The 22,484-nt window shown below is 63.4% G+C and carries 2 protein-coding genes (1 of these 2 only partly in view); both read right to left on the bottom strand.

The window, feature by feature from the left end; all coding sequences use genetic code 11:
* Positions 1-9,471, bottom strand: partial view of a non-ribosomal peptide synthetase gene (locus F8N44_RS12340; protein WP_150650502.1) — the 5' portion only. It extends 8,355 nt beyond the left edge of the window; the window shows 9,471 of its 17,826 coding nt (coding positions 1-9,471); its start codon is at positions 9,469-9,471; the stop codon falls past the left edge of the window.
* The gene (locus tag F8N44_RS12335) at positions 9,468-22,484 is read right to left on the bottom strand and encodes a non-ribosomal peptide synthetase (protein WP_150650501.1); all 13,017 of its coding nucleotides are present in this window, start codon (positions 22,482-22,484) and stop codon (positions 9,468-9,470) included. The genes F8N44_RS12340 and F8N44_RS12335 overlap by 4 nt, the downstream gene beginning before the upstream one ends.

The following is a 22,484-nucleotide window of genomic DNA, read 5'->3' as shown; positions in this document are numbered from 1 at the left end:
GACAAAAGCGGCCGGCACCATGTACTCCGGCAGTTGCCCCAGCAGATGCGCCCGCAGCTCGCCGACGTTCAGCGCTTCGGCTTGCGCGGCTTCGGTGAAATACGCCACCAGTCGCGGCTGGCCGGGCTGATCTTCACGGGCCAGCAGCACGGCGTCCTGAATCCCCGGCAACTGATTGAGGCAGGTCTCGATTTCGCCGAGTTCGATGCGCACGCCACGGATTTTCACCTGGTCGTCATTGCGCCCCAGGTATTCGAGGGTGCCGTCCTCGCGCCAGCGCGCAAGGTCACCGGTGCGGTACATCCGCGCATTCGGCAAAGGGCTGAAAGGATCGTGCAGAAAACGCTCGGCGGTCATTTGCGGGCGGTTCAAATAGCCACGGGCGACGCCGGCACCGCCAACGTACAACTCGCCCATCACCCCCAGTGGCACCGGACGCTGCTGCTCATCGAGCAAGTAAACACTGGCATTGCTCACCGGTTTGCCGATGTGCAGCACTTGCCCGGCCTCGATCAACCCGGACGTGGCAACCACCGTGGCCTCGGTCGGGCCGTAATTGTTGATCACCTTGAAGGACTGGTTGCGGTTGAACTGGCGCAGACGGTCGCCGCCGATCAGCAAGGTTTTCAGGGTCGGATGCGCCTGCTCCTGGCTGAAGGCGTACTCGGCCACCGGCGTCGGCAGGAAGCTTACGTCCAGCGGCTGCGCGCGCCACCAGTCGAGCAGCGCATCGATGTCTTCGTTGCTGTCGTGGGCCGGCGCCAGATGCAGGGTCGCGCCGACGCACAACGCCGGCCAGACTTCCCAGGCCATGGCGTCGAAACCGAACCCGGCGAGGCTTGAAGTGTGGCTGCCAGCGCGCAGATCGAACACCGCACAATGCCAGTCGACCAGATTGTTCAGGGTGCGGTGCTCGACCATCACGCCTTTGGGCTGCCCGGTGGAACCGGAGGTGTAGATCACATACGCCAGGTTTTGCGGCGTCAGCGCCGGCACTGACGGAGTATCGACTCTGGCGCTCGGCCACTGACGCAAATCGAGATCGATCACCGGCACTTGCAGCGCCGGCAGGCGTGCGCGCAGTTCGCTCTGGGTCAACACCGCAACCGGCGCGCTGTCCTCCAGCAGATAGTTCAGGCGCTCCGCTGGATGCGCCGGGTCCACCGGCACATAACCGGCGCCCGCCTTGAGAATCGCTACCAGCCCGACCAGCGTGTCGAGGCCGCGACGGGCAACAATGGCCACCCGATCATCCGCTCGCACACCCGCTTCGATCAGGTGATGCGCCAAGGCGTTGGCCTGCTGGTCGAGTTCGGCGTAACTCAAGCTCGCGCCAGCAAAAATCGCCGCCGGCGCGTGCGCTCGCTCAGCCACTTGCTGTTCGAAACGCTGGCCGATCGTCAGGCCCTGAGAGTAATCGGCGTGGGTAGCATTAAAGCCGATCAACAGCTGTTCGCGCTCAGCGGCCGGCAGGATCGACAAGCGTTCGAAGCCTTGATGCGGTGCCTGTTCCAGCGCTTGCACAAGGCTGTGCAAGGCACATTGCAGATAGTCGCAGGTGCGCCGCGCGTCGATGCCGGCACCGGCCAATGCGCTCAGGCTGAAGCCTTCGCCGAGATCGTCGACGCTGAGGGTCAGGCGATAGTTGCTGTGCTCCTCGGCTTCCAGCAATTGCATGCCGTGCCACGCCGATGCGGCCTCGGCAGAGGCATTCGTCGTCGCAGCCCCGTGACGATAGTTGAACAACGTGCTGAACAGCGGCGTGGTCGGCGCCATCGCGCTGCAATGCTGGATACGCGCCAGTTGCGCGTGTTCGTGCTGGAGCAATTGGCTCAGCCGTTGATGGGTAGCCAATGCCGCGCCTTTGACGCTGTGTGCGGTCAGATCGATGCGCAGCGGCAAGGTATTGATAAATATCCCGAGCGCACGCTCGGCCCCCTCACCGCCGTGCAAGCGCCCAAGCAATACCGTGCCGAACACCACGTCGTCGCGGCCCGACAACTGTCCGAGCACCTGCGCCCAGGCCAGGTGCATCAGGCTCGCGGCGCTGACGCCCAGACGCCGCGCTTGCTGGCGGATGTCGCGGCTCAGACCGAGGTCGAGGGTCAACCGCGCCTGTTCAGCCAGCCCTTCCTGTGCCGGGGCTTGGCCGTACGGCAAGGTTGGCTCGTCGACATCGCCGAGCATGTCGCGGAAGAAGCTTTCATGCTGCTGATCGCTCATACCGGCCAAGGTCTGCGCGACGTAATTTCTGTACGGTACTGGTTCGGCGAGACGTTGCGGCTGGCCGCTGAGGAAGGCCTGCATTTCCTTTTGCAGCACTTCCAGCGCGACGTGGTCCATCACCAGATGGTGGAACAGCAGCAACGCGACAACCCGCTGATTGACCGCGTCCCACGCGTGGACCACGCGCATCAGCGGCGCCTGATTGACGGCCATGCGGTAGTGACCGGCATCGAAGCGAGCGCGCAACTGCGCCAGTGCATCGCCGTTCACGTCCTCCAGCGCAATAGCCTCGCAGACCAGCGACGCCTCTCGCCAAACCACTTGCACCGGGTCTGCGAGACCTTCCCAGAACAGCGAGGTGCGCAGAATGTCGTGGCGTTGGATGACTTTCTGCAAGGCCTCGGTGAAGGTGTTCAGGCGTTGTTCGTCGGCAAACGCAAACTGTGCCTGCAACACGTAGGGGTCACCCTGAGCGGCCGACAGATGATGGAACAGAATGCCGGTCTGCAGCGGCGCCAGCGGATAAATGTCCTGCACATTGGCCGTGCCGCCGGGGATGCTGGCGACGATGCGGTCAAGGCTCGCTTGATCGAGCGTCAGCAGCGGCAGCAGATCCGGGGTGATACGCGTGCAGTCCGGCGTAATGCGGTTGGCCGGGACCTCGGCTTGCGGCTCGCCACCGACTGCCGCCGCCAGTGCGGCGAGTGTCGGCTGGTTGAACAGCACGCGAATGTCGGCGCTGAGGCCGGCACGACGCATCTTCGCCAGCAAATTCACCGCCATCAGTGAGTGCCCGCCCAGCTCAAAAAAGTGATCGTGACGCCCTACCCGTTCGACGTTGAGCAATTGCGCCCAGAGCGCAGCAAGGAGGATTTCCACTTCGCCGACCGGCGCCTCGTATTCACGCGCGGCCAATGCCGCCAGATCCGGCGCTGGCAGTGCCTTGCGGTCGAGTTTGCCGTTGGGACTCAGTGGCAGCGCATCAAGGTGCACGAACACCGCAGGCACCATGTAGTCCGGCAGGTGCTCCAGCAGATGGCTGCGCAGCGTCTCGATGTCCAGCCGCTCCCCGGTGTAATACGCGACCAGACGCTTGTCGCCCGGCACGTCTTCTCGGGCCAGCACCACCGCTTCCTGCACCCCCTCGATCTGGGTCAGGCGCGCCTGAATTTCACCCAGTTCGATGCGCAAGCCACGGATTTTCACCTGGTCGTCGTTGCGGCCCAGGTATTCGATATTGCCGTCGGCCAGATAGCGGGCGACGTCGCCGGTGCGATACATGCGGCCATTGGCCTGGAACGGATCATCAAGGAAGCGTTCCGCGCTCAGTTCTGGTCGATTGAGGTAACCACGGGCCACCTGCACGCCACCGATGTACAACTCACCGACAACGCCTTGCGGGACCGGTTGTTGCTGACCATCGAGAATGTACATGCGGGTGTTGGCGATCGGTTTGCCGATCGGTGTGTTGTCCGGGGTTTGCTCCAGCGGCCCGGCGCAATTCCACGCGGTCACGTCGACGGCGGCTTCGGTCGGGCCATAGAGGTTGTGCAACGCACTGCCCGGCAATTGCCGTTTGAACCGCCGCACCAGACTGCCCGGCAACGCTTCACCGCTGCACATCACCTGACGCAGTTCCGAGCAGCGCGCGCTGTCGCCATGGGCCAGGAACACGTCGAGCATCGATGGCACGAAGTGCAGCGTGGTAATCCGTTCTTGCTCGATGATTTCGCTGAGATACAGCGGATCCTTGTGGCCACCGGGTTGCGCCATGACCAGACGTGCGCCGGTCATCAGCGGCCAGAAAAACTCCCACACCGACACGTCAAAACTGAACGGCGTCTTCTGCAGCACCGTGTCCGCCGCTGTCAGTGGATAGGCGTCCTGCATCCACAGCAAGCGGTTGACCACCGCGGTGTGTTCGTTGATCACGCCTTTTGGCTGGCCGGTCGAACCGGAGGTGTAGATCACGTACGCCATATGTTGCGGGGTCAACTCGGCGATGGGCAGAGGGTCGCTCGGCAGCGACTGCCAGTGCGCTTGATCGAGATCGATCACAGGCACAGCAACGTCACCAAGCAGCCCGCGAGTGGAACCTTGCACCAGCACCGCCAGCGGCGCGCTGTCGTCCAGCATGTAGGCCAGACGCTCCAGTGGATACACCGGGTCCAGCGGCACGTACCCGCCGCCAGCCTTGAGGATCGCCAGCAGGCCAATGACCATGTCCAGACCGCGCTCGACGCAAATCGCCACCCGCGAATCCGCCTGCACACCCAAGCCACGCAGGTGCCGCGCCAGTTGGTTGGCCTTCGCATCCAGCTCGGCATAGGTCAAGCGCTGCTCATCGGCTACCACCGCTGGGGCCTCTGGCGTGCGTGCCACTTGCGCCTCGAACAGACCATGGAGGGTCTGCTCAAGGTTGTAATCCACCTCCGTGGCATTGAACTCATTCAGCAGCCGCTGCTGTTCGTCCTGCGCCAGCAGCGGCACGTGCTCCAGCACCGTTTGATCATTAGCGACCATCGCCTGCAACAGGCGCTGGAAATAGCCGGCGAAACGCAGCACCGTCGCCTCGTCGAACAGTGCCGTGGCGTACTCCAGCGAACCACGAATCGCACTGTTGGACTCGCTCAGGTTCAGCGAGACATCAAACTTGGCGAAGTGACTCGGTTCCGCCACGCCTTCCAGGGTCAAATCACCGAGGGCCAGCGCCGGGCCTTGCAGACCGTCCCAACTGAGCAACGTCTGGAACACCGGGCTGTGCGCCAGACTGCGCAGTGGCCGGGTGATTTCCACCACCTGCTCGAACGGCAGATCCTGATGCGCCTGCGCCGCCAGCGTCAGCGCCTTGACTCGGGCCAGCAGCGCTTCGACGCTCAGTTCGCCCGAGGTGTCGATGCGCAAGGCCAAGGTGTTGACGAACATGCCGATCAAGCCTTCGATCTCGGCACGGCTGCGGTTGGCTACGGGCGAACCGATCACTACTTCCGACTGACCGGACAAACGACTGAGCAGCATCGCCCACGCACTCATCAGCGTCATGTACAGCGTCACGCCATGGCGCTGACCCAGCGCCTTGAGGCCGGCACTCAAACGTTCATCGAGCACGACTTCGACGCTGCTGCCGGCGTAATCCTGCTGCGCCGGTCGTGCACGATCGGTCGGTAACAGCAACAGCGCCGGCGCGCCCGCCAGCGTCTGCTGCCAGTATTCGCTCTGGCGCTGCAGCACCTCGCCGCTCAGCCAGCGCCGCTGCCACACCGCGTAATCGGTGTATTGCAGCGGCAGCGGCGGCAGTGGATCCGCCTGCCCCTGGCTGAACGCCTGATACAGCGCCATCAGTTCGCGGGTCAAAACGCCCATCGACCAGCCATCGGAGATGATGTGGTGCAGCGTCAGCAACAGCACGTGATGATCGTCGGCCAAGCGCACCAACCGGCCGCGAATCAGCGCATCGCCCTGCAAGTCGAACGGCCCGGACGCTTCGCCCTGAATCAGCGCCTGCAAGGTTTCGTCGGCTTGCGGATGCTGGCGCAGATCTTCGACGCGCAACAACAGGCCGCTGTCGACCGGAGCGATCAGCACCTGTGCCTGATCATTGAACTGGGCGAAACGGCTGCGCAGGGTTTCATGGCGGGCAACGATCCGCGCCAGTGCACGCTGAAGCGCAGCGTCGTCGAGGCGGCCACGCAAACGCAGGGCCACGGGAATGTTGTACGCGGTATTGGCGCCTTCCATTTGCGCCAGAAACCACAGGCGTTGCTGGGCGAATGACAACGGCAAGGCGCCGTCACGCGGCACCGGCACAATCTCTGGTTGCGTAGAGCGCCCGGCCGCGCTCAGTACCGCCGCGACCGCTGCCAATTCGGCGTTGGCGAACAGCTCAGCCAGTGCCAGTTCGACGCCGAGCCGTTGGCGCACTTGCGAGACCATGCGCATCGCCAGCAGCGAATGGCCGCCGAGTTCGAAAAAGTGATCCTGACGCCCGACCCGTTCGACCTGCAGCACATCGGCCCAGATCTGCGCCAGCGCGGTTTCCACCTCGCCTTCGGGCGCTGCGTATTCGCGAGTGAACAGCGCCGACAGCTCCGGTGCCGGCAAGGCTTTGCGGTCGACCTTGCCATTGGCAGTCAACGGCAACGCGGCGAGTTTGACGAACGCCACCGGCACCATGTACTCCGGCAAGCGGCTCAGCAATTGCGCGCGCAACTCGCCGACCGGCAGCGCTTCAACCTGTGCTTGTTCGGTGAAATACGCCACCAGTCGCGGCTGACCAGGCTGATCTTCGCGGGCCAGCAGCACGGCTTCCTGAATCCCCGGCAACTGATTGAGGCAGGTTTCGATTTCCCCCAGTTCGATGCGCACGCCACGGATTTTCACCTGATCGTCATTGCGCCCCAGGTATTCGAGGGTGCCGTCCTCGCGCCAGCGCGCAAGGTCACCGGTGCGGTACATGCGCGCGTTCGGTAAGCGGCTGAATGGGTCACGCAGAAAACGCTCGGCGGTCATTTCCGGTCGATTGAGGTAACCACGAGCGACACCCGCCCCGCCGACGTACAGCTCGCCCGCCACGCCCATCGGCACCGGGCGTTGCTGCTCATCAAGCAGATACACCGTGGCGTTGCTCACCGGTTTACCGATGTGCAACGCGTCGCCGCTGTCGACCCGTCCCGATGTCGCGACCACCGTGGCCTCGGTCGGGCCGTAGTTGTTGATCACGTCGAAATGCTGGTTGCGACTGAACTGGCGCAAGCGGTCGCCGCCGATCAGCAGCGTGCGCAGGGTCGGGTGTTCGAGGTTCTGGCTGAAGGCGTATTCGGCCACCGGCGTCGGCAGAAAGCTCACGTCCAGCGGTTGCGCCTGCCACCACGCCAGTAGCGCGTCGATGTCTTCGTTGCCATCGTGGGTCGGCGCCAGATGCAACGTCGCGCCTGCGCACAGGGCCGGCCAGACTTCCCAAGCCATCGCGTCGAAACCGAAACCGGCGAGGCTCGAGGTGTGGCGACCGGCGCACAGGTCGAATGCCGAGCAGTGCCAATCGACCAGATTGTTCAAGGTGTGATGTTCGACCATCACGCCTTTGGGCAGACCGGTGGAACCGGAGGTGTAGATCACGTAGGCGAGGTGTGAGGGGGTCATGCCCGCCACGTGCGGGTCGAGCGTGCAGGTCAGAGGCCAGGTGCAGCGGTCGAGGTCGATCACCGGCACGTCCAGCGCCGGCAAGCGCTCACGCAGATCGGTTTGAGTGAGCACGACCACTGGCGCGCTGTCGCCGAGCAGATAGTTCAGGCGCTCGGCCGGGTGTGCCGGATCGACCGGCACGTAACCGGCGCCGGCCTTGAGAATCGCGACGAGCCCGATCAGCGTATCGAGCCCCCGGCGGGCGACGATGGCCACGCGGTCGTCGGGTTTTACCCCGCGCTCGATCAGGTGATGCGCTAGGGCATTGGCGTGGCGGTTCAACTCGGCATAGGTCAATTTTGCGTCGGCAAACACTGCTGCCAGCGCTTCCGGCCGCTCGGCAACCTGGGCTTCGAAGCGTTGCTGAAGGGTCTGGGCCGGCGGGAAATTCATTTGCGTAGCGTTGAAGCCGACCAGCACTTGCTCAAGCTCCGCTGCCGGCAGAACCGGCAGTTGATTGACCGCTGTTTGCGGCGCCTGCTCCAGTGCCAGCAGCAGATTTTCCAGCGCGCAGTGCATGTAGGTGCAGATCCGCTGCGGGTCGATTTGCGTGCTCGCCAGCAACGTCAGGCTGAACGCGTCGCCGAAGTCATCGACGCTCAGGGTCAGCGGATAATTGGTGCGCTCCTCGGAGTGCAGGGTGGCAATGCCCTCCCACGCTGCGAGCGTTTCAGCGCTGGCCGTGGTGACGGTGTGGCTGTGGCGGTAATTGAGCAGCGTGCTGAACAGCGGCGTCGGTGCGACCACATTGCTGCAGCGCTGGGCCAAGGCCAGGGGCGCGTATTCATGGCGCATCAGCGAGGTCAGCCGCGCATGGGTCGCGTTGACGGCGGCACGCACGTCGGCGCTGTCGACATTCACCCGCAACGGCAAAGTGTTGATGAAGATCCCCAGCGCCCGGTCAATGGCTTCGGCGCCCTGCATGCGCCCCATAAGCACCGTGCCGAACACCACCTGCTGCTTGCCGGTCAACGCTGCCAGCACCTGCGCCCAACCGAGGTGAAACAGGCTCGCGGCACTCACCCCGAGCTGGCGTGCCTGGGCGCGCAAGCGCTGGCCCAGCAGCGGCTCGATCGGCTGGCTCAATTCGGTGATCTCGCTGCCGTCACCCTGCACGTCTTGCAAACCGTACGGCAACGTCGGCTCGTCGATGTTGCTGAGCATGTCGCGGAAAAACGCCTCATGCTCGGCTTCGCTGACCCCCAGACGCGCCTGCGCCACGTAATTGCGGAACGGCACCGGCCGCCCTAACAACTCGCGCTGCCCGCTGAGGCAGGCGCGCATTTCATGCCGCACCACATCGAGGGCCGAGTGGTCGAGGGCCATGTGGTGGAACAGCAGCGTGGCAATCACCCGTTGCCCGGCGTCATCCCAGGCATGGGCCAGGCGCATGAGCGGCGCGCGGTTGACGTCGAGGCGAAAGTGTCGGGCGTCGAAACGCTCGTGCAGGTACGCCAGCACATCGCTGTCAGCGCCTGGCACCACGACTTCTTCCACGGACAGCTCGGCGCGGCGCCAGACCACTTGCACGGGTGCGTCGAGGCCTTGCCAGTGCACCGAAGTACGCAGAATGTCATGGCGATCGATCACCATTTGCAATGCTTGCGCGAACGCCTGAAAACGTTCGCGGCTGGCGAAGGCGAATTGCGACTGCATGACATACGGATCGCCTTCACCGCCACTGACGTGGTGATAAAGAATGCCTTCCTGCAACGGCGCCAGCGGGTAGATGTCCTGCACATTCGCCGCGCCGCCGGGCACTTGCGCCACGAGGTGGTCGATGCTGGCCTGATCCAGCTCCACCAGAGTCAGCATCGACGGGGTGATCTGCGTGGCGTCGGCCGCGATGCCGTTGGCCGGCACCTCGACCTGACCGGCCTTGCTGGCCGTGTATTGCCCGGCCTTGATCAGTTCGATCAGCGCCGGTTTATGTTCGCGCAACAGCGCCAGCAACGCCGAATCACTCAAGGCCTGTTTGTTGCCGTTCACTCGCAGCTGATCATCGGTGACCGCCAGTTGGATGTCTTTAGCCTTCAATGTGGCCAACAGTTCGAGCACATTCACAGGACGATCTCCATTCTTTCCGTAATTGCGGCGTAGCCGGCCAGGGTCGGTTGTTCGAACAACGCCCTGACATCGGCTTCCATGCCTTCCTGACGTAACCGGCCGATCAGACTGACCGCCAGTAATGAGTGACCACCCAGTTCAAAGAAATGGTCGTGACGCCCTACCCGTTCGACGTTGAGCAGTTCGGCCCAGAGCCGTGCGAGGGTGATTTCGACTTCACCGACCGGGGCTTCGTATTCGCGTATTTTCAGCGATTGCTGATCCGGCGCCGGCAAGGCCTTGCGGTCTAGCTTGCCGTTGGGGCTCAGTGGCAAAGCGGCGAGATGCACGAACACGGCGGGCACCATGTAGTCCGGCAAGTGTTCGAGCAAATGACTGCGCAGCACATCGATTTCCAAACGCTCACCGGTGTAATACGCGACCAGACGTTTGTCGCCCGGCACGTCTTCTCGGGCGACCACCACGGCTTCCTGCAGACCTTCGATCTGTGCAAGCCGCGCCTGAATTTCGCCCAGCTCAATACGCAGACCGCGGATCTTCACCTGATCATCGTTACGCCCCAGATACTCGATGTTGCCGTCCGGCCGATACCGCGCGACGTCGCCGGTGCGGTACATGCGCCCGCCAGGCTGGAACGGATCGTCGAGGAAGCGCTCGGCACTTAGCTCAGGCCGGTTCAGATAACCGCGCGCCACCTGCACACCGGCGATGTACAACTCGCCGATCACGCCTTGCGGCACCGGTTGCTGTTGCGCATCAAGGATGTACATCCGGGTGTTGGCGATCGGTTTGCCGATCGGTGTGTTGTCCGGAACCTGCTCGATAGGCCCAGAGCAATCCCACGCGGTGACGTCGACGGCCGCTTCGGTCGGGCCGTACAGGTTATGCAACTGGCTGCCCGGACATTGCAGCTTGAAGCGCCGCACCAGACTGCCCGGCAACGCCTCGCCGCTGCACATCACCTGCCGCAGGCTGTCGCAGCGTGTGGTGTCGCTGTTGGCGAGGAACACGTCGAGCATCGACGGCACAAAGTGCAGCGTGGTGATGTTTTCGGTTTCGATCACTTCAGTGAGGTATTGCGGGTCCTTATGCCCGTCGGGCCGCGCCATGACCAGTCGCGCGCCGGTCATCAACGGCCAGAAGAATTCCCACACCGACACGTCGAAACTGAACGGGGTTTTCTGCAACACCGAATCGGCCGCCGTCAGCTGATAGGCGTCCTGCATCCACAGCAAGCGGTTGACCACACCGGCGTGTTCGTTGACCACGCCTTTCGGCTGGCCGGTCGAGCCGGAGGTGTAGATCACGTACGCGCTGTGCTGGGGTGTCAGCGACGGGATTTGCGGATTTTCGGCGGACAAGGATTGCCAGGTGTTCTGGTCGAGGTCGATTACCGGTGCCGAGAGATCTCCGAACAGTGCACGGGTCGCCCCGTGCACCAGCACCACGGCCGGCGCGCTGTCCTCGAGCATGTAGGCCAGACGCTCCGGCGGATAGGCCGGGTCGAGCGGCACATAAGCGGCGCCGGCCTTGTTGATCGCCAGCAGGCCGATGACCATTTCCAGACTGCGTTCGACGCAGATCGCCACCCGTGAATCTACCTGCACACCGAGGCTGATCAAGTGCCCGGCCAGCCGGTTGGCGCGCTCGTTCAACTGCGTGTAGCTCAATGCCTGCTCGCCGGCAACGACGGCCACAGTCTGTGGCGTACGCTGCACCTGCGCTTCGAACAAGCCGTGCAGCGTCTGCTGCAAATCGTAATCGACTGCGGTGTCGTTGAGGCCGAACAGCAACGCCTGCCGCTCCTCGTCCGACAACACCGTCAGCCGATTCAACGCTTGCTGTGGGGTGTGCTCCAAGGCTTCAACCAGTGCGATCAGCGCGTTGTGCATGTACTGGCCAACGCGTGCCGCACCAATGCGCGACGGCGTCATCACCGTCAGTTCGAAACCGCTGCCGAGATCGTCGACATTGAGGGTCAACGGGTAATTGGTGCGTTCCTCGCCGGCAAGGGATTCGATCCCTTGCCAACCATCACGCGCGGCGTTTTCTCGGGCCTCACTGTCGCTGTGCCGGTAGTTGAGCATCGCGCTGAACAGTGGCGACGGCGCCGCGACACCGCTGCAACGCTGCGCCAATGCCAGCGAAGCATGTTCGTGGGCCAACAGCGCACTGAGCCGCGCATGCGTCGTCTTGACCCCGGCGCGCACGTTGCTTTCGTCAACATCCACACGCAACGGCAAGGTGTTGATGAACATGCCCAGCCCACGATCCGCACCCGCACCGCCCTGCATGCGACCCAGCAGCACCGTGCCGAACACCACCCGCTCCTGAGCGGACGTTGCCGCCAGCACCTGCGCCCAGGCGAGATGGAACAGACTGGCGACACTGACGCCGAGCAACCGTGCCTGACTGCGTAGACGCTGCGCCACCACGGCGGGCAGCGCTTGACTGACTTCCTCGATGTCATTGCCGTCGCCGTGCACGTCCTGCAAGCCGAACGGCAGGGTCGGTTCGTCGATGTCGCCGAGCATTTCGCGGAAGAACGCTTCGTGCTCTTGTTCACTGACGCCAAGGCGGGTTTGCGCGACATAATTGCGGTACGGCACAACGTCTACCGACAATCGTTCATCGCCGCGCAAAATGGCCTGCATTTCTTCGCTGACCACCGCCAGCGCGGTGTGGTCCATGGCGATGTGATGGAACAACAGCATGGCAACCACGCGCTGGTTGTCCGGGTCGAGGGCATACATCAAACGCAGCAGCGGTGCCTGATCCAAGTTTAGACGCCAGTGCCGCGCATCGAAGCGTGCACGCAACTGATCGATGGCTTCGCCCTGCGCAGGCTCCAGCGCCACGGCTTGAACCGGCAACTCCGCACGCCGCCAGACCACTTGCACCGGCGCCGCAAGGCCTTGCCAAACTATCGAAGTGCGCAGGATGTCGTGGCGCGCCATGACTTGATGCAGCGCCGCAGCGAACCCTTGAAAACGTTCAATACTGTCGAACGCCAGACACGATTGCAGCAGGTACGGATCGCCCTGCGCGGCGCTGATGTGGTGATACAGAATCCCCTCCTGCAACGGCGCCAGCGGATAAATATCCTGCACATTGGCAGCGCCACCCGGCACCGTGGCGACGATGCGTTCGATACTGGACTGATCCAGTTGCACCAGTGGCAGCATGTCCGGGGTGATGTGCGTGCAATCGGCCGCAATCAGATTGTCCGGCACTGCAACCTCGCGACCGCTGCCCACCGCAGCAGCCAGCGCAGCCAACGTCGGCTGGCTAAACAGCACGCGTACGTCGGTGCTCAGATCGACCTGACGCATGCGCTCGATCAACGTCACCGCCAGCAATGAATGCCCGCCCAGTTCGAAGAAGTTGTCGTGGCGGCCGACCTGTTCAACGTTCAAGACGTCCGACCAGATCTGCGCCAGCGCGATTTCCACCGAACCTTGCGGCGCGGCATATTCGCGGCTCAGCCACGCCGTTTGATCCGGCTCCGGCAACGCCCTGCGGTCGAGTTTGCCGTTGGCGGTCAGCGGCAGTGCTGGCAGACGCACGTAAGCGGCGGGCACCAGCGCTTGCGGCAACTGCGCTTGCAGATGACTGCGCAAGTCCTCGACTTCGACGCTCAGGCGTTCGGTAAACCACGCCAGCAACTGGCCGTCGCGCACCAGCACCACGCAATCCTGCACGGCCTCGTGGCGGCTCAACGCTGCTTCGATTTCGCCCAGTTCGATGCGCACGCCGCGCAGTTTGACCTGATCGTCATTGCGCCCCAGGTATTCAACACTGCCGTCGGCGAGCCAGCGTGCGAGGTCGCCGGTACGGTACATGCGCGCCTGCGGTTGGTCGCTGAACGGGTCGTCGAGAAAGCGTTCGGCAGTCAGCTCAGGGCGATGCAGATAACCGCGCGCCACACCCGCGCCGCCGACATACAACTCGCCAGCGACGCCGACCGGTACGGGGCGCTGCTGGTCGTCGAGCAAATAAATCTTCGCGTTGGTCATCGGCCGACCGATATGCAGCACCTGCCCGGCCTTGACCGCGCCAGAAGTCGCAACCACCGTGGCTTCGGTCGGGCCGTAGTTATTGATCACCGCGAAGGTCTGTTCGCGGGGGAACTGGCGCAGTTTGTCGCCACCGATCAACAGCGTGCGCAAGGTCGGGTGGCCGAGGTCGCGACTGAACGCATATTCGGCGACGGGTGTCGGCAGGAAACTCACCTGCAACGGCTGCGCACGCCACCATTCCAGCAACTCATCGAGGTGCTCGTTGCTCACCGTTTGCGGTGGCAGATGCAGGGTCGCGCCGACACACAGTGCCGGCCAGACCTCCCACGCCATCGCATCAAAACCGAATCCGGCGACGCTCGATGTGTGGCTGCCGGCGCGCAAGTCGAAGGCCTCGCAGTGCCAGTGCACAAGGTTCTCCAGCGTCGCGTGTTCGACCATTACACCTTTCGGCTGGCCGGTGGAGCCGGAGGTGTAGATCACATAGGCAAGATGCGCCGGGGTCAGCGCCGGCAATTGCGGATTGCTCTCGGACAACTGCTGCCAAGTGGGACTGTCCAGATCAATCAGCGGCACGGCGCCAAGCAAATCCGCCGTCGCTGCCTGCGCCAGCACCGCGATCGGCGCGCTGTCCTGCAACAGATAGGCGATGCGTTCCGCCGGATACGCCGGGTCAACCGGCACATAACCGGCGCCAGCCTTGAGGATCGCCAACAGCGCGACGAGCATGTCCGAGCTGCGGCGCAGGCACACGGCGACGCGGTCATCGGGCTGCACGCCGAGCCCGAGCAAGTGATGAGCCAGGCGATTGGCGCGCTGATTGAGCTGCGCGTAGGTCAGGTGCTGCGCGCCCTGAACCACAGCCAGTGCGTCCGGCTGCTGCTCGGCCTGAACCTCGACCAAGCGCTGAATCGTCGCACCACGCGGATAGGTCGCCGAATGCTGGTTGAAGCCGACCAGCAAGTGTTCGTACTCAGCCACCGAGAGCACCGGCAAACGGTTGAGCGGGCGTTGCGGCGTTTCTTCCAGTGCGGTCACCAGATGTTCCAGTGCGGTGTGCATGTAACTGCAAATCCGTTGCGCACCGATCTCGGCGACTGCCAGTACGTCGAGGGCAAACCCTTCGCCCAGATCATCCACCGACAGGGTCAGCGGGTAGTTGCTGCGCTCCTCACCGCCAAGCATGCGCACGCCCTGCCAGATGCCCTGACCGTCGCGCGGCTGTTGTGCGGCGGCGCTGTGCCGGTAGTTGAGCAAGGCGCTGAACAGCGGCGCGGAACCCACCATGCCGCTGCATCGTTGGGCCAGCGCCAGTGACGCATGTTCATGGCCGAGTAGCGCCGTCAGCCGGGCATGGGTGGTTTTCACCCCGGCGCGCACGCCTTCAGCGAGATCAACCCGCAGCGGCAAGGTATTGATGAATACCCCCAACGTGCGGTCGGCACCCTCGCCGCCCTGCATCCGCCCCATCAACACCGTGCCGAAGACCACGTCGCGGCGGCCGGAGACCACGCCCAACACCTGCGCCCAGGCCATGTGCATCAGGCTCGCGGGGCTGACACCCAACTGCCGCGCCTGTTCACGCAGGCGCAGATTGAGCCCGGCATTCACCGGTTGCAGCGCTTCTTCGATGCCACGCCCGTCGCCCTGGACATCCTGCAGACCGAAGGGCAAGGTCGGCTCGTCGATATCGCCGAGCATCTCGCGGAAGAACGCTTCATGTTCCTGCTCATCGGCACCCAAGCGGGCCTGCGCCACGTAATTGCGATACGGCATCGGTGGCGTCAGCGTGTCGAGCTGATCGAACATCAACGCGTGCATTTCCCGGCCGATCACGTCCATGGCGGTGTGGTCGAGAATCGAGTGATGGAACAGCACGATCGCGACGACTTGCTGGTGCAGCGGATCCTCGGCGTAGACCATGCGGATCAGGGGTGCCTGATTCAAGTCGAGGCGGAAATGCCGGGCATCGAAACGCGCGTGCAACTGTTCGAGGATGTCGCCGTCCTGCGCCTCCAGCGGCACCTTTTGCACAACCATCTGCGCCTGACGCCAGACCACTTGCTGCGGGCTGGGCAAACCTTCCCAGACCACGCTGGTGCGCAGAATGTCGTGGCGGGCGATGACCTGCTGCAAGTGCTCGGCGAAGGTTTGCAAACGTTCGAGGCTGTCGAAAGCCAGACGCGATTGCAGCAAGTATGGATCGCCCTGTTCGGCACTCAGATGGTGATAAAGAATGCCTTCCTGCAACGGTGCCAACGGGTAGATATCCTGCACGTTGGCGGCGCCGCCCGGTACCGTGGCAACGATACGATCGATACTGGTTTGATCCAGCGTGGTCAGGGTCAGCATATCGGGGGTGATGTACGTGCAATCGGACGGGATAAGATTGGCCGGCACCGCGATTTCCCGTCCACTGCCCAAGGCCCGCGCCAGCGCGGCCAGGTTCGGCTGGTTGAACAGCACGCGCACATCGGCGTTCAGACCGGCCTGACGCATGCGTTCGATCAGGCTCACCGCCAACAGCGAATGGCCGCCGAGTTCGAAGAAATTGTCATGGCGGCCGATCTGTTCGATGTTGAGTACGTCGGCCCAGATCTGCGCCAGCGCCATTTCGACCGGGCCTTGTGGCGCTTCATATTCACGGCTGAGCCACGCGTCCTGATCCGGCTCGGGCAAGGCTTTGCGGTCGAGTTTGCCGTGGGCCGTGAGCGGCAGGCTGTCCAGTCGCACGTAAGCGGCCGGCACCAAGGTGTCCGGCAGCCGCGCTTGCAGATGGCGGTGCAAGTCGCCGATCTCGACCGATTCGATGGCGATGAACCACGCCACCAGACGCCCGTCACGCACCAACACCACGCATTCGCGGACCGCTTCATGAGCGCTCAACGCGGCTTCGATTTCGCCGAGTTCAATACGCACACCGCGCAATTTCACCTGATCATCGTTACGTCCCAGGTATTCGATATTGCCGTCGTCCAGCCAGCGCGCGAGGTCGCCGGTGCGGTACATCCGTGCGTGCGGCTCGTCGCTGAACGGGTCGTCAAGAAATTGTGCAGCGGTCAGTTCCAGACGATTCAGATAACCGCGCGCAACCCCGGCGCCACCGACATACAACTCGCCTTGCACACCGGTCGGCACGGGCTGTTGCTGGCGATCCAATAGATAAATCCGCGCATTGGCGATTGGCCGGCCAATGTGCAAAACCCGCCCGGGCTCGATGCGCCCGGACGTCGCCACCACCGTGGCTTCGGTCGGGCCGTAGTTATTGATTACATCGAACGTCTGATCACGCGGGAACTGGCGCAACTTGTCGCCACCGATCAGCAGCGTGCGCAAGGTCGGGTGGCCCAGTTCACGACTGAACGCGTATTCGGCCACCGGGGTCGGCAGAAAGCTCACCTGCAACGGCTGCGCGCGCCACCACTCGAGCAGCTCATCGAGGTGTTCATTGCTGATCGCGGGCGGTGGCAGATGCACGGTCGCGCCGACGCACAGTGCCGGCCAGACTTCCCAGGCCATGGCATCGAAACCGCAACCGGCGACGCTGGCGGTGTGGCTGCCGGCGTGCAGATCGAAAGCTTCGGCGTGCCAGTGCACGAGGTTTTCCAGAGTGCGGTGCTCGACCATCACGCCTTTCGGCTGCCCGGTAGAGCCGGAGGTGTAGATCACGTAGGCCAGATTTGCCGGTGTCAGCCTCGACAGTGCCGGGTTGGTGTCAGGCAAGTGCCGCCAGTCGTTGGTGCCCAGATCGATCACGGGTAGAGCGCCAAGCAGGTCGCGCGTCGATGCCTGCGCCAGTACTGCGATCGGGTCGCTGTCCTGCAACAGGTAGGCAATGCGTTCTGCCGGATAATCCGCATCGATCGGCACGTAACCCGCGCCGGCCTTGAGAATCGCCAGCATTGCAACGAGCATGTCCGGGCCGCGACGCAGGCACATTGCGACACGGTCATCGGCTTGTACGCCGAGCCCGATCAAGTGATGAGCGAGGCAATTGGCGCGCTGATTCAGTTCGCCGTAATTCAGCTTTTGCTCACCCTGCACCACCGCCAGCGCCTCGGGATACGCCAAGACTTGCGCCTCGAAAAGGCGCGGCACTGTTTGTGCGGGCGGGTATTCCCGACCGCTGATGTTGAAGCCGACCAGCACCCGTTGTCGCTCGCCCGGCGACACGATCGTCAGTTGCTGCAACGGCGCCTGCGGTGTGTACTCCAGCGCCGTGACCAGACTGTGCAAGGCGGTTTGCAAGTAGTCGCAGACCCGTGCGCCATCCACCTGTGGCACCGCTTGCACGCTCAAGCGAAAACCTTCGCCAAGGTCGTCGACGCTGACCACCAACGGATAGTTACTGCGCTCGCGGGAGCTGAGAATCTGCACGCCGTCCCACATGACAGCAGCCGATTGCGGCGCGCTGTGGCGGTAGTTGAGCAAAGTGCTGAACAGCGCTTGCGAACCGGCGACACCGCTGCAACGCTGAGCCAGTGCCAGCGAGGCTTGCTCATGGCCGAGCAACTGCGCCAGGCGTGCATGGGTGGCACGCACGCCGCTCTCTACCGAATCCGTACCGACGCTGACGCGCAACGGCAAGGTGTTGATGAACATGCCCAACGCCCGATCAGCGCCCTCTCCGCCCTGCATGCGGCCGAGTAATACCGTGCCGAACACCACGTCCTGCTGACCGGACACCTGCGCCAACACCTGAGCCCAGGCCTGATGCACCAGACTCGCGACGCTGACACCCAGCCGCCGTGCCTGCTCACGCAGACGCTGGCCAAGGCTGGCGTCCAGCTCGGAATGACTGTCGAGGATCGCGCTGCCGTCGCCGTGCACGTCCTGCAAACCGAAGGCCACGGTGGGTTCGTCAATGTCAGCAAGCATCTCGCGGAAGAAGACTTCATGAGCCTGATCATCGGCACCGAGCCGCGCCTGCGCGACGAAATTACGGTACTGCACCGGCGGCGGTAGGTCGCTGCTGCGGCCGAGCATGACGTCGTTCATTTCCGCGACCAGCACTTCCAGCGCGGTGTGATCGAGGACGATATGGTGCAGCAGGAGAATGCCGATCCAGCGGTTGTGCGACTGATCTTCGGTGTAGACAAAGCGCATCAGCGGCGCGCGATTGAGGTCCAGACGGTAGTGGCGCGGATCGAAACGCGCCTGCATCTGCTCCAGCACGTCGCCGTCGAGTTCGTCGGCATCGACGCGTTCCAACGCCAGTGCTGCTTCACGACAGACCACCTGTACGGCTTCTTCGAGCCCCTCCCAAACGATGCCGGTGCGCAGAATGTCATGGCGCGCGATCACGCCGTTCAAGGCGCGGACGAAGGTTTTGATCTGCGCCAGACCGTCGAAGGCGAATTGCGCCTGCAACACATACGGGTCACCGGCGCTGGTGGCCAGATGGTGATAGAGAATCCCCGCCTGCAACGGCGCCAGCGCATAGATGTCCTGCACATTGGCGATGCCGCCCGGCACGCTGGCAACCACGCGGTCGATAGCGGCTTGGTCGAGATTGACCAGCGGCAACATGGCTGGGGTAATGCGCGTGCAACCCGGTTCGATCAGGTTGTCTGGAACGACAATGCCGCGTTCGCTGCTCAAGGTCGCCGCCAGCGCTGCCACGCTCGGCTGACCGAACAACACGCGCACGTCACAGTGCAGATCCTGTTGACGCATGCGTTCGATCAGCTTCACTGCCAACAGCGAATGGCCACCGAGTTCGAAGAAATTGTCATGGCGGCCGACCTGCTCGACACCGAGTAACGTCTGCCAGAGTCCGGCAATCAGGTTTTCCACGGCACCGATCGGCGCTTCGAAACCACGCCGGGCGAATGCATCGCTGTCCGGAGCTGGCAAGGCTTTGCGGTCGAGCTTGCCGTTGGTGGTCAACGGGAAAGCTTCCAAGCGAACGAACGCGCTCGGCACCATGTAGTCGGCCAGCGTCGCCAGCAAATGATCACGCAATTGCGCCACATCAGGCGCGGCATCGGCGTCAGCCAGCCAGTAGGCAACCAGACGCTGATCACCGGGGCTGTCCTCACGGGCAATCACCACGGCTTCGCGCACGCCTTCGCAACTAGACAGACGTGCCTCGATCTCACCCAGTTCGATGCGGAAACCGCGAATCTTCACTTGGTCGTCGTTGCGTCCCAGGTATTCGAGGCTGCCATCGGCGGCCCAGCGCGCGAGATCACCGGTTTTATACAACCGCGCCTCTGCGTTGTCGCCGAATGGATCATTGATAAAACGCTCGGCGGTCAGTGCTTCGCGATTCAGATAACCGCGCGCCACACCCGCGCCACCGACGTACAACTCGCCAATCACGCCGACTGGAACCGGTTCGCGCTGCGCATCGAGAACATACAGTTGCAGGTCGGGAATGCGCACGCCAATCGGGCTGACGCCGAGCAACTGCGCGTCGGCGGCTTGCAGCGGCCGATACGTCACGTGCACGGTGGTTTCGGTGATGCCGTACATGTTCACCAGCCGCGTTCCGGCATTGCCGACCCGCGCATACCAAGGCTTGAGCAAGCCCGGCTCCAACGCTTCACCACCGAAAATCACTTCGCGCAGGGAGTGCTGCAAGGTGCTGCGGCCCTGTGCGGCGATCAGTTGGCGGAACGCGCTCGGCGTCTGATTGAGCACGGTCACCCCGGTTTCGCAGAGCAATGCATAGCAGTCGTCCGGCGAGCGGCTGACGGCTTGCGGGACCAGCAGCAATTGCCCACCGAACGCCAGTGCGCCCCAGATTTCCCACACCGAAAAGTCGAACGCGAAGGAATGGAACAGCACCCAAATGTCTTGTTGATTGAACTGGAACCAGTCATCGGTGGCAGTGAACAAACGCGCCACGTTGCGATGCTCGACCATCACGCCTTTGGGCAGACCGGTGGAACCGGAGGTGTAGATCACGTACGCCAGATGCGCCGCCGTCAGCTCGGCGATCTGCGGATTACTGTCGAGTTCGGCCTTGAGGTGAGCGCTGTCGAGGTCGATCTGCGGCACCTCGAGAGCGGCCACGCGATCGCGCGTCGCGGACTGCATCAGCACCGCCACCGGTGCGCTGTCCTTTAAGGTGAAGCTGATTCGGTCCAGCGGATAGGCCGGATCGATGGGCACGTAACCGGCGCCAGCCTTGAGCACACCGAGCAGACCGATGAGCATTTGCGGGCCACGTTCCACGCAGATTGCCACGCGGTCATCGGGACGAATGTTCAGGGCCAACAGATGATGCGCAACCTGATTGGCGCGACGATTGAGTTCGCCGTAGCTGAGCGTCTGCCCGTCGAAGATCAGCGCCGTGGCGTCCGGGCGGGCCTGTGCATGGGCTTCGAATTGCTGGTGGATCAATGGGGTTTGCGGAAACTGTGCCACCGGCGAATTGACGCCGCGCAGCAGTTGTTCACGTTCGCTGGTCGGGAGGATTTTCAACTCTTGCAGCGCCACATCGGCGCTGGATTGCAGGGCCGCCGCCAGACTTTCCAGCGCGGTGTTCAAATAAGCCGCCATGCGCTCGGCGCCCAGTGCCGCATCCGCCAGCGCGGTGACGCGCAAGTCCACGCCGAGGTCATCGATGTTGATGGTCAGCGGATAGTTGGTGCGCTCGCGCGCGCCGAGCACCTGCACACCGGGGGCAATGTCGACCACGTCAGCGACTTCTTCGACGCTGCTGTGCCGGTAGTTGAGGATCGCGCTGAACAGCGGCGTCGGCACCGCGACGGCGCTGCAACGTTGGGCCAAGGCCAGCGAAGCTTGCTCATGCGCTAGCAACGCTGTCAGGCGCTGATGGGTCGCACGCACGCCGTCACGCACGCTTTGCTCACCGACATCAACGCGCAGCGGCAAGGTGTTGATGAACATCCCCAACGCCTGCTCACCGCCCTCGCCCGCGTCCATCCGCCCCAGCAATACGGTGCCGAACACCACCGCCGTGCGCCCCGACAATTGCCCCAGTACCCGCGCCAGGGCCAGATGCGTCAGGCTCGCGACACTCACGCCGAGCTGCCGTGCCTGTTCGCGCAACTGCCGGCTCAAGCGGCTGTCGAGCATTACCGAGGCTTCCTCGATGGCGTGGCCGTCACCCTGCACATCCTGCAGTCCACAGGGCAGCGTCGGCTCGTCGATATCAGCGAGCATGTCGCGGAAAAATGCTTCCTGCGCCTGCTCGTTGCCGGCACTGCGCGCCTTGGCCAAGTGATCGCGATACGGCACAGCGGCAGGCACTTGCGCGGTCTGCCCGAGCAGACAGGCCTGAATTTCCCGGCGCAGTACATCCAGCGCAACGTGATCCATGATCATGTGATGAAACAGCAACAGCGCGACCACGCGGTCCTGAACCGGATCCTGCGCATAGACCATGCGCAGCAGCGGCGCTTGCTGCATGTCGAGGCGGAAGTGCTGCGGGTCATGGCGTTCGAGCAATTGCGTGAGCACGTCTCGGTCGCTGTCGACGGTAATTGCCTGACACACCAGCGGCGCCTCGCGCCAGACCACTTGCACCGCTTCGTCGAGGTATTCCCAGACGAACGAAGTGCGCAGGATGTCGTGACGTTTAACCACCCAGCGCAGCGCGTCGGCGAAGGCGTTCAGCCGCTCCTGGCTGTCGAACACGAAGCGCGCCTGCGAGATGTAAGGGTCACCGGCAGCGGCCGAGAGGTGGTGATACAGCATGCCCTCCTGCAACGCGGACAGTGGATAAATGTCCTGCACATTGGCGGCGCCACCCGGCACCGTGGCGACGATGCGATCAAGGGTGTCCTGATTCAGCTTCACCAACGGCAGCATGTCCGGAGTAATGCGAAACGCAGGACTCAGCCAGTCGCCGCCGTGTTCGGCGACCAACTCCAGCAACTGCGCCTTGTGCGCCGAGAGGCTGTCCCACAACGCGTCATCCAGCGCGTCGTCGCTGCCCAGAATGACCAGGTCTTCATCTTCCTGTTGAAGGCGGATCGCATGGGTGGAAATAACAGCCATCAGTTCGCTGAAATGCAT

The organism is Pseudomonas fluorescens (assembly GCF_902497745.1).
In the GTDB taxonomy this organism is placed as follows: domain Bacteria; phylum Pseudomonadota; class Gammaproteobacteria; order Pseudomonadales; family Pseudomonadaceae; genus Aquipseudomonas; species Aquipseudomonas fluorescens_BM.
This window is presented reverse-complemented; position numbering and strand designations above follow the sequence as displayed.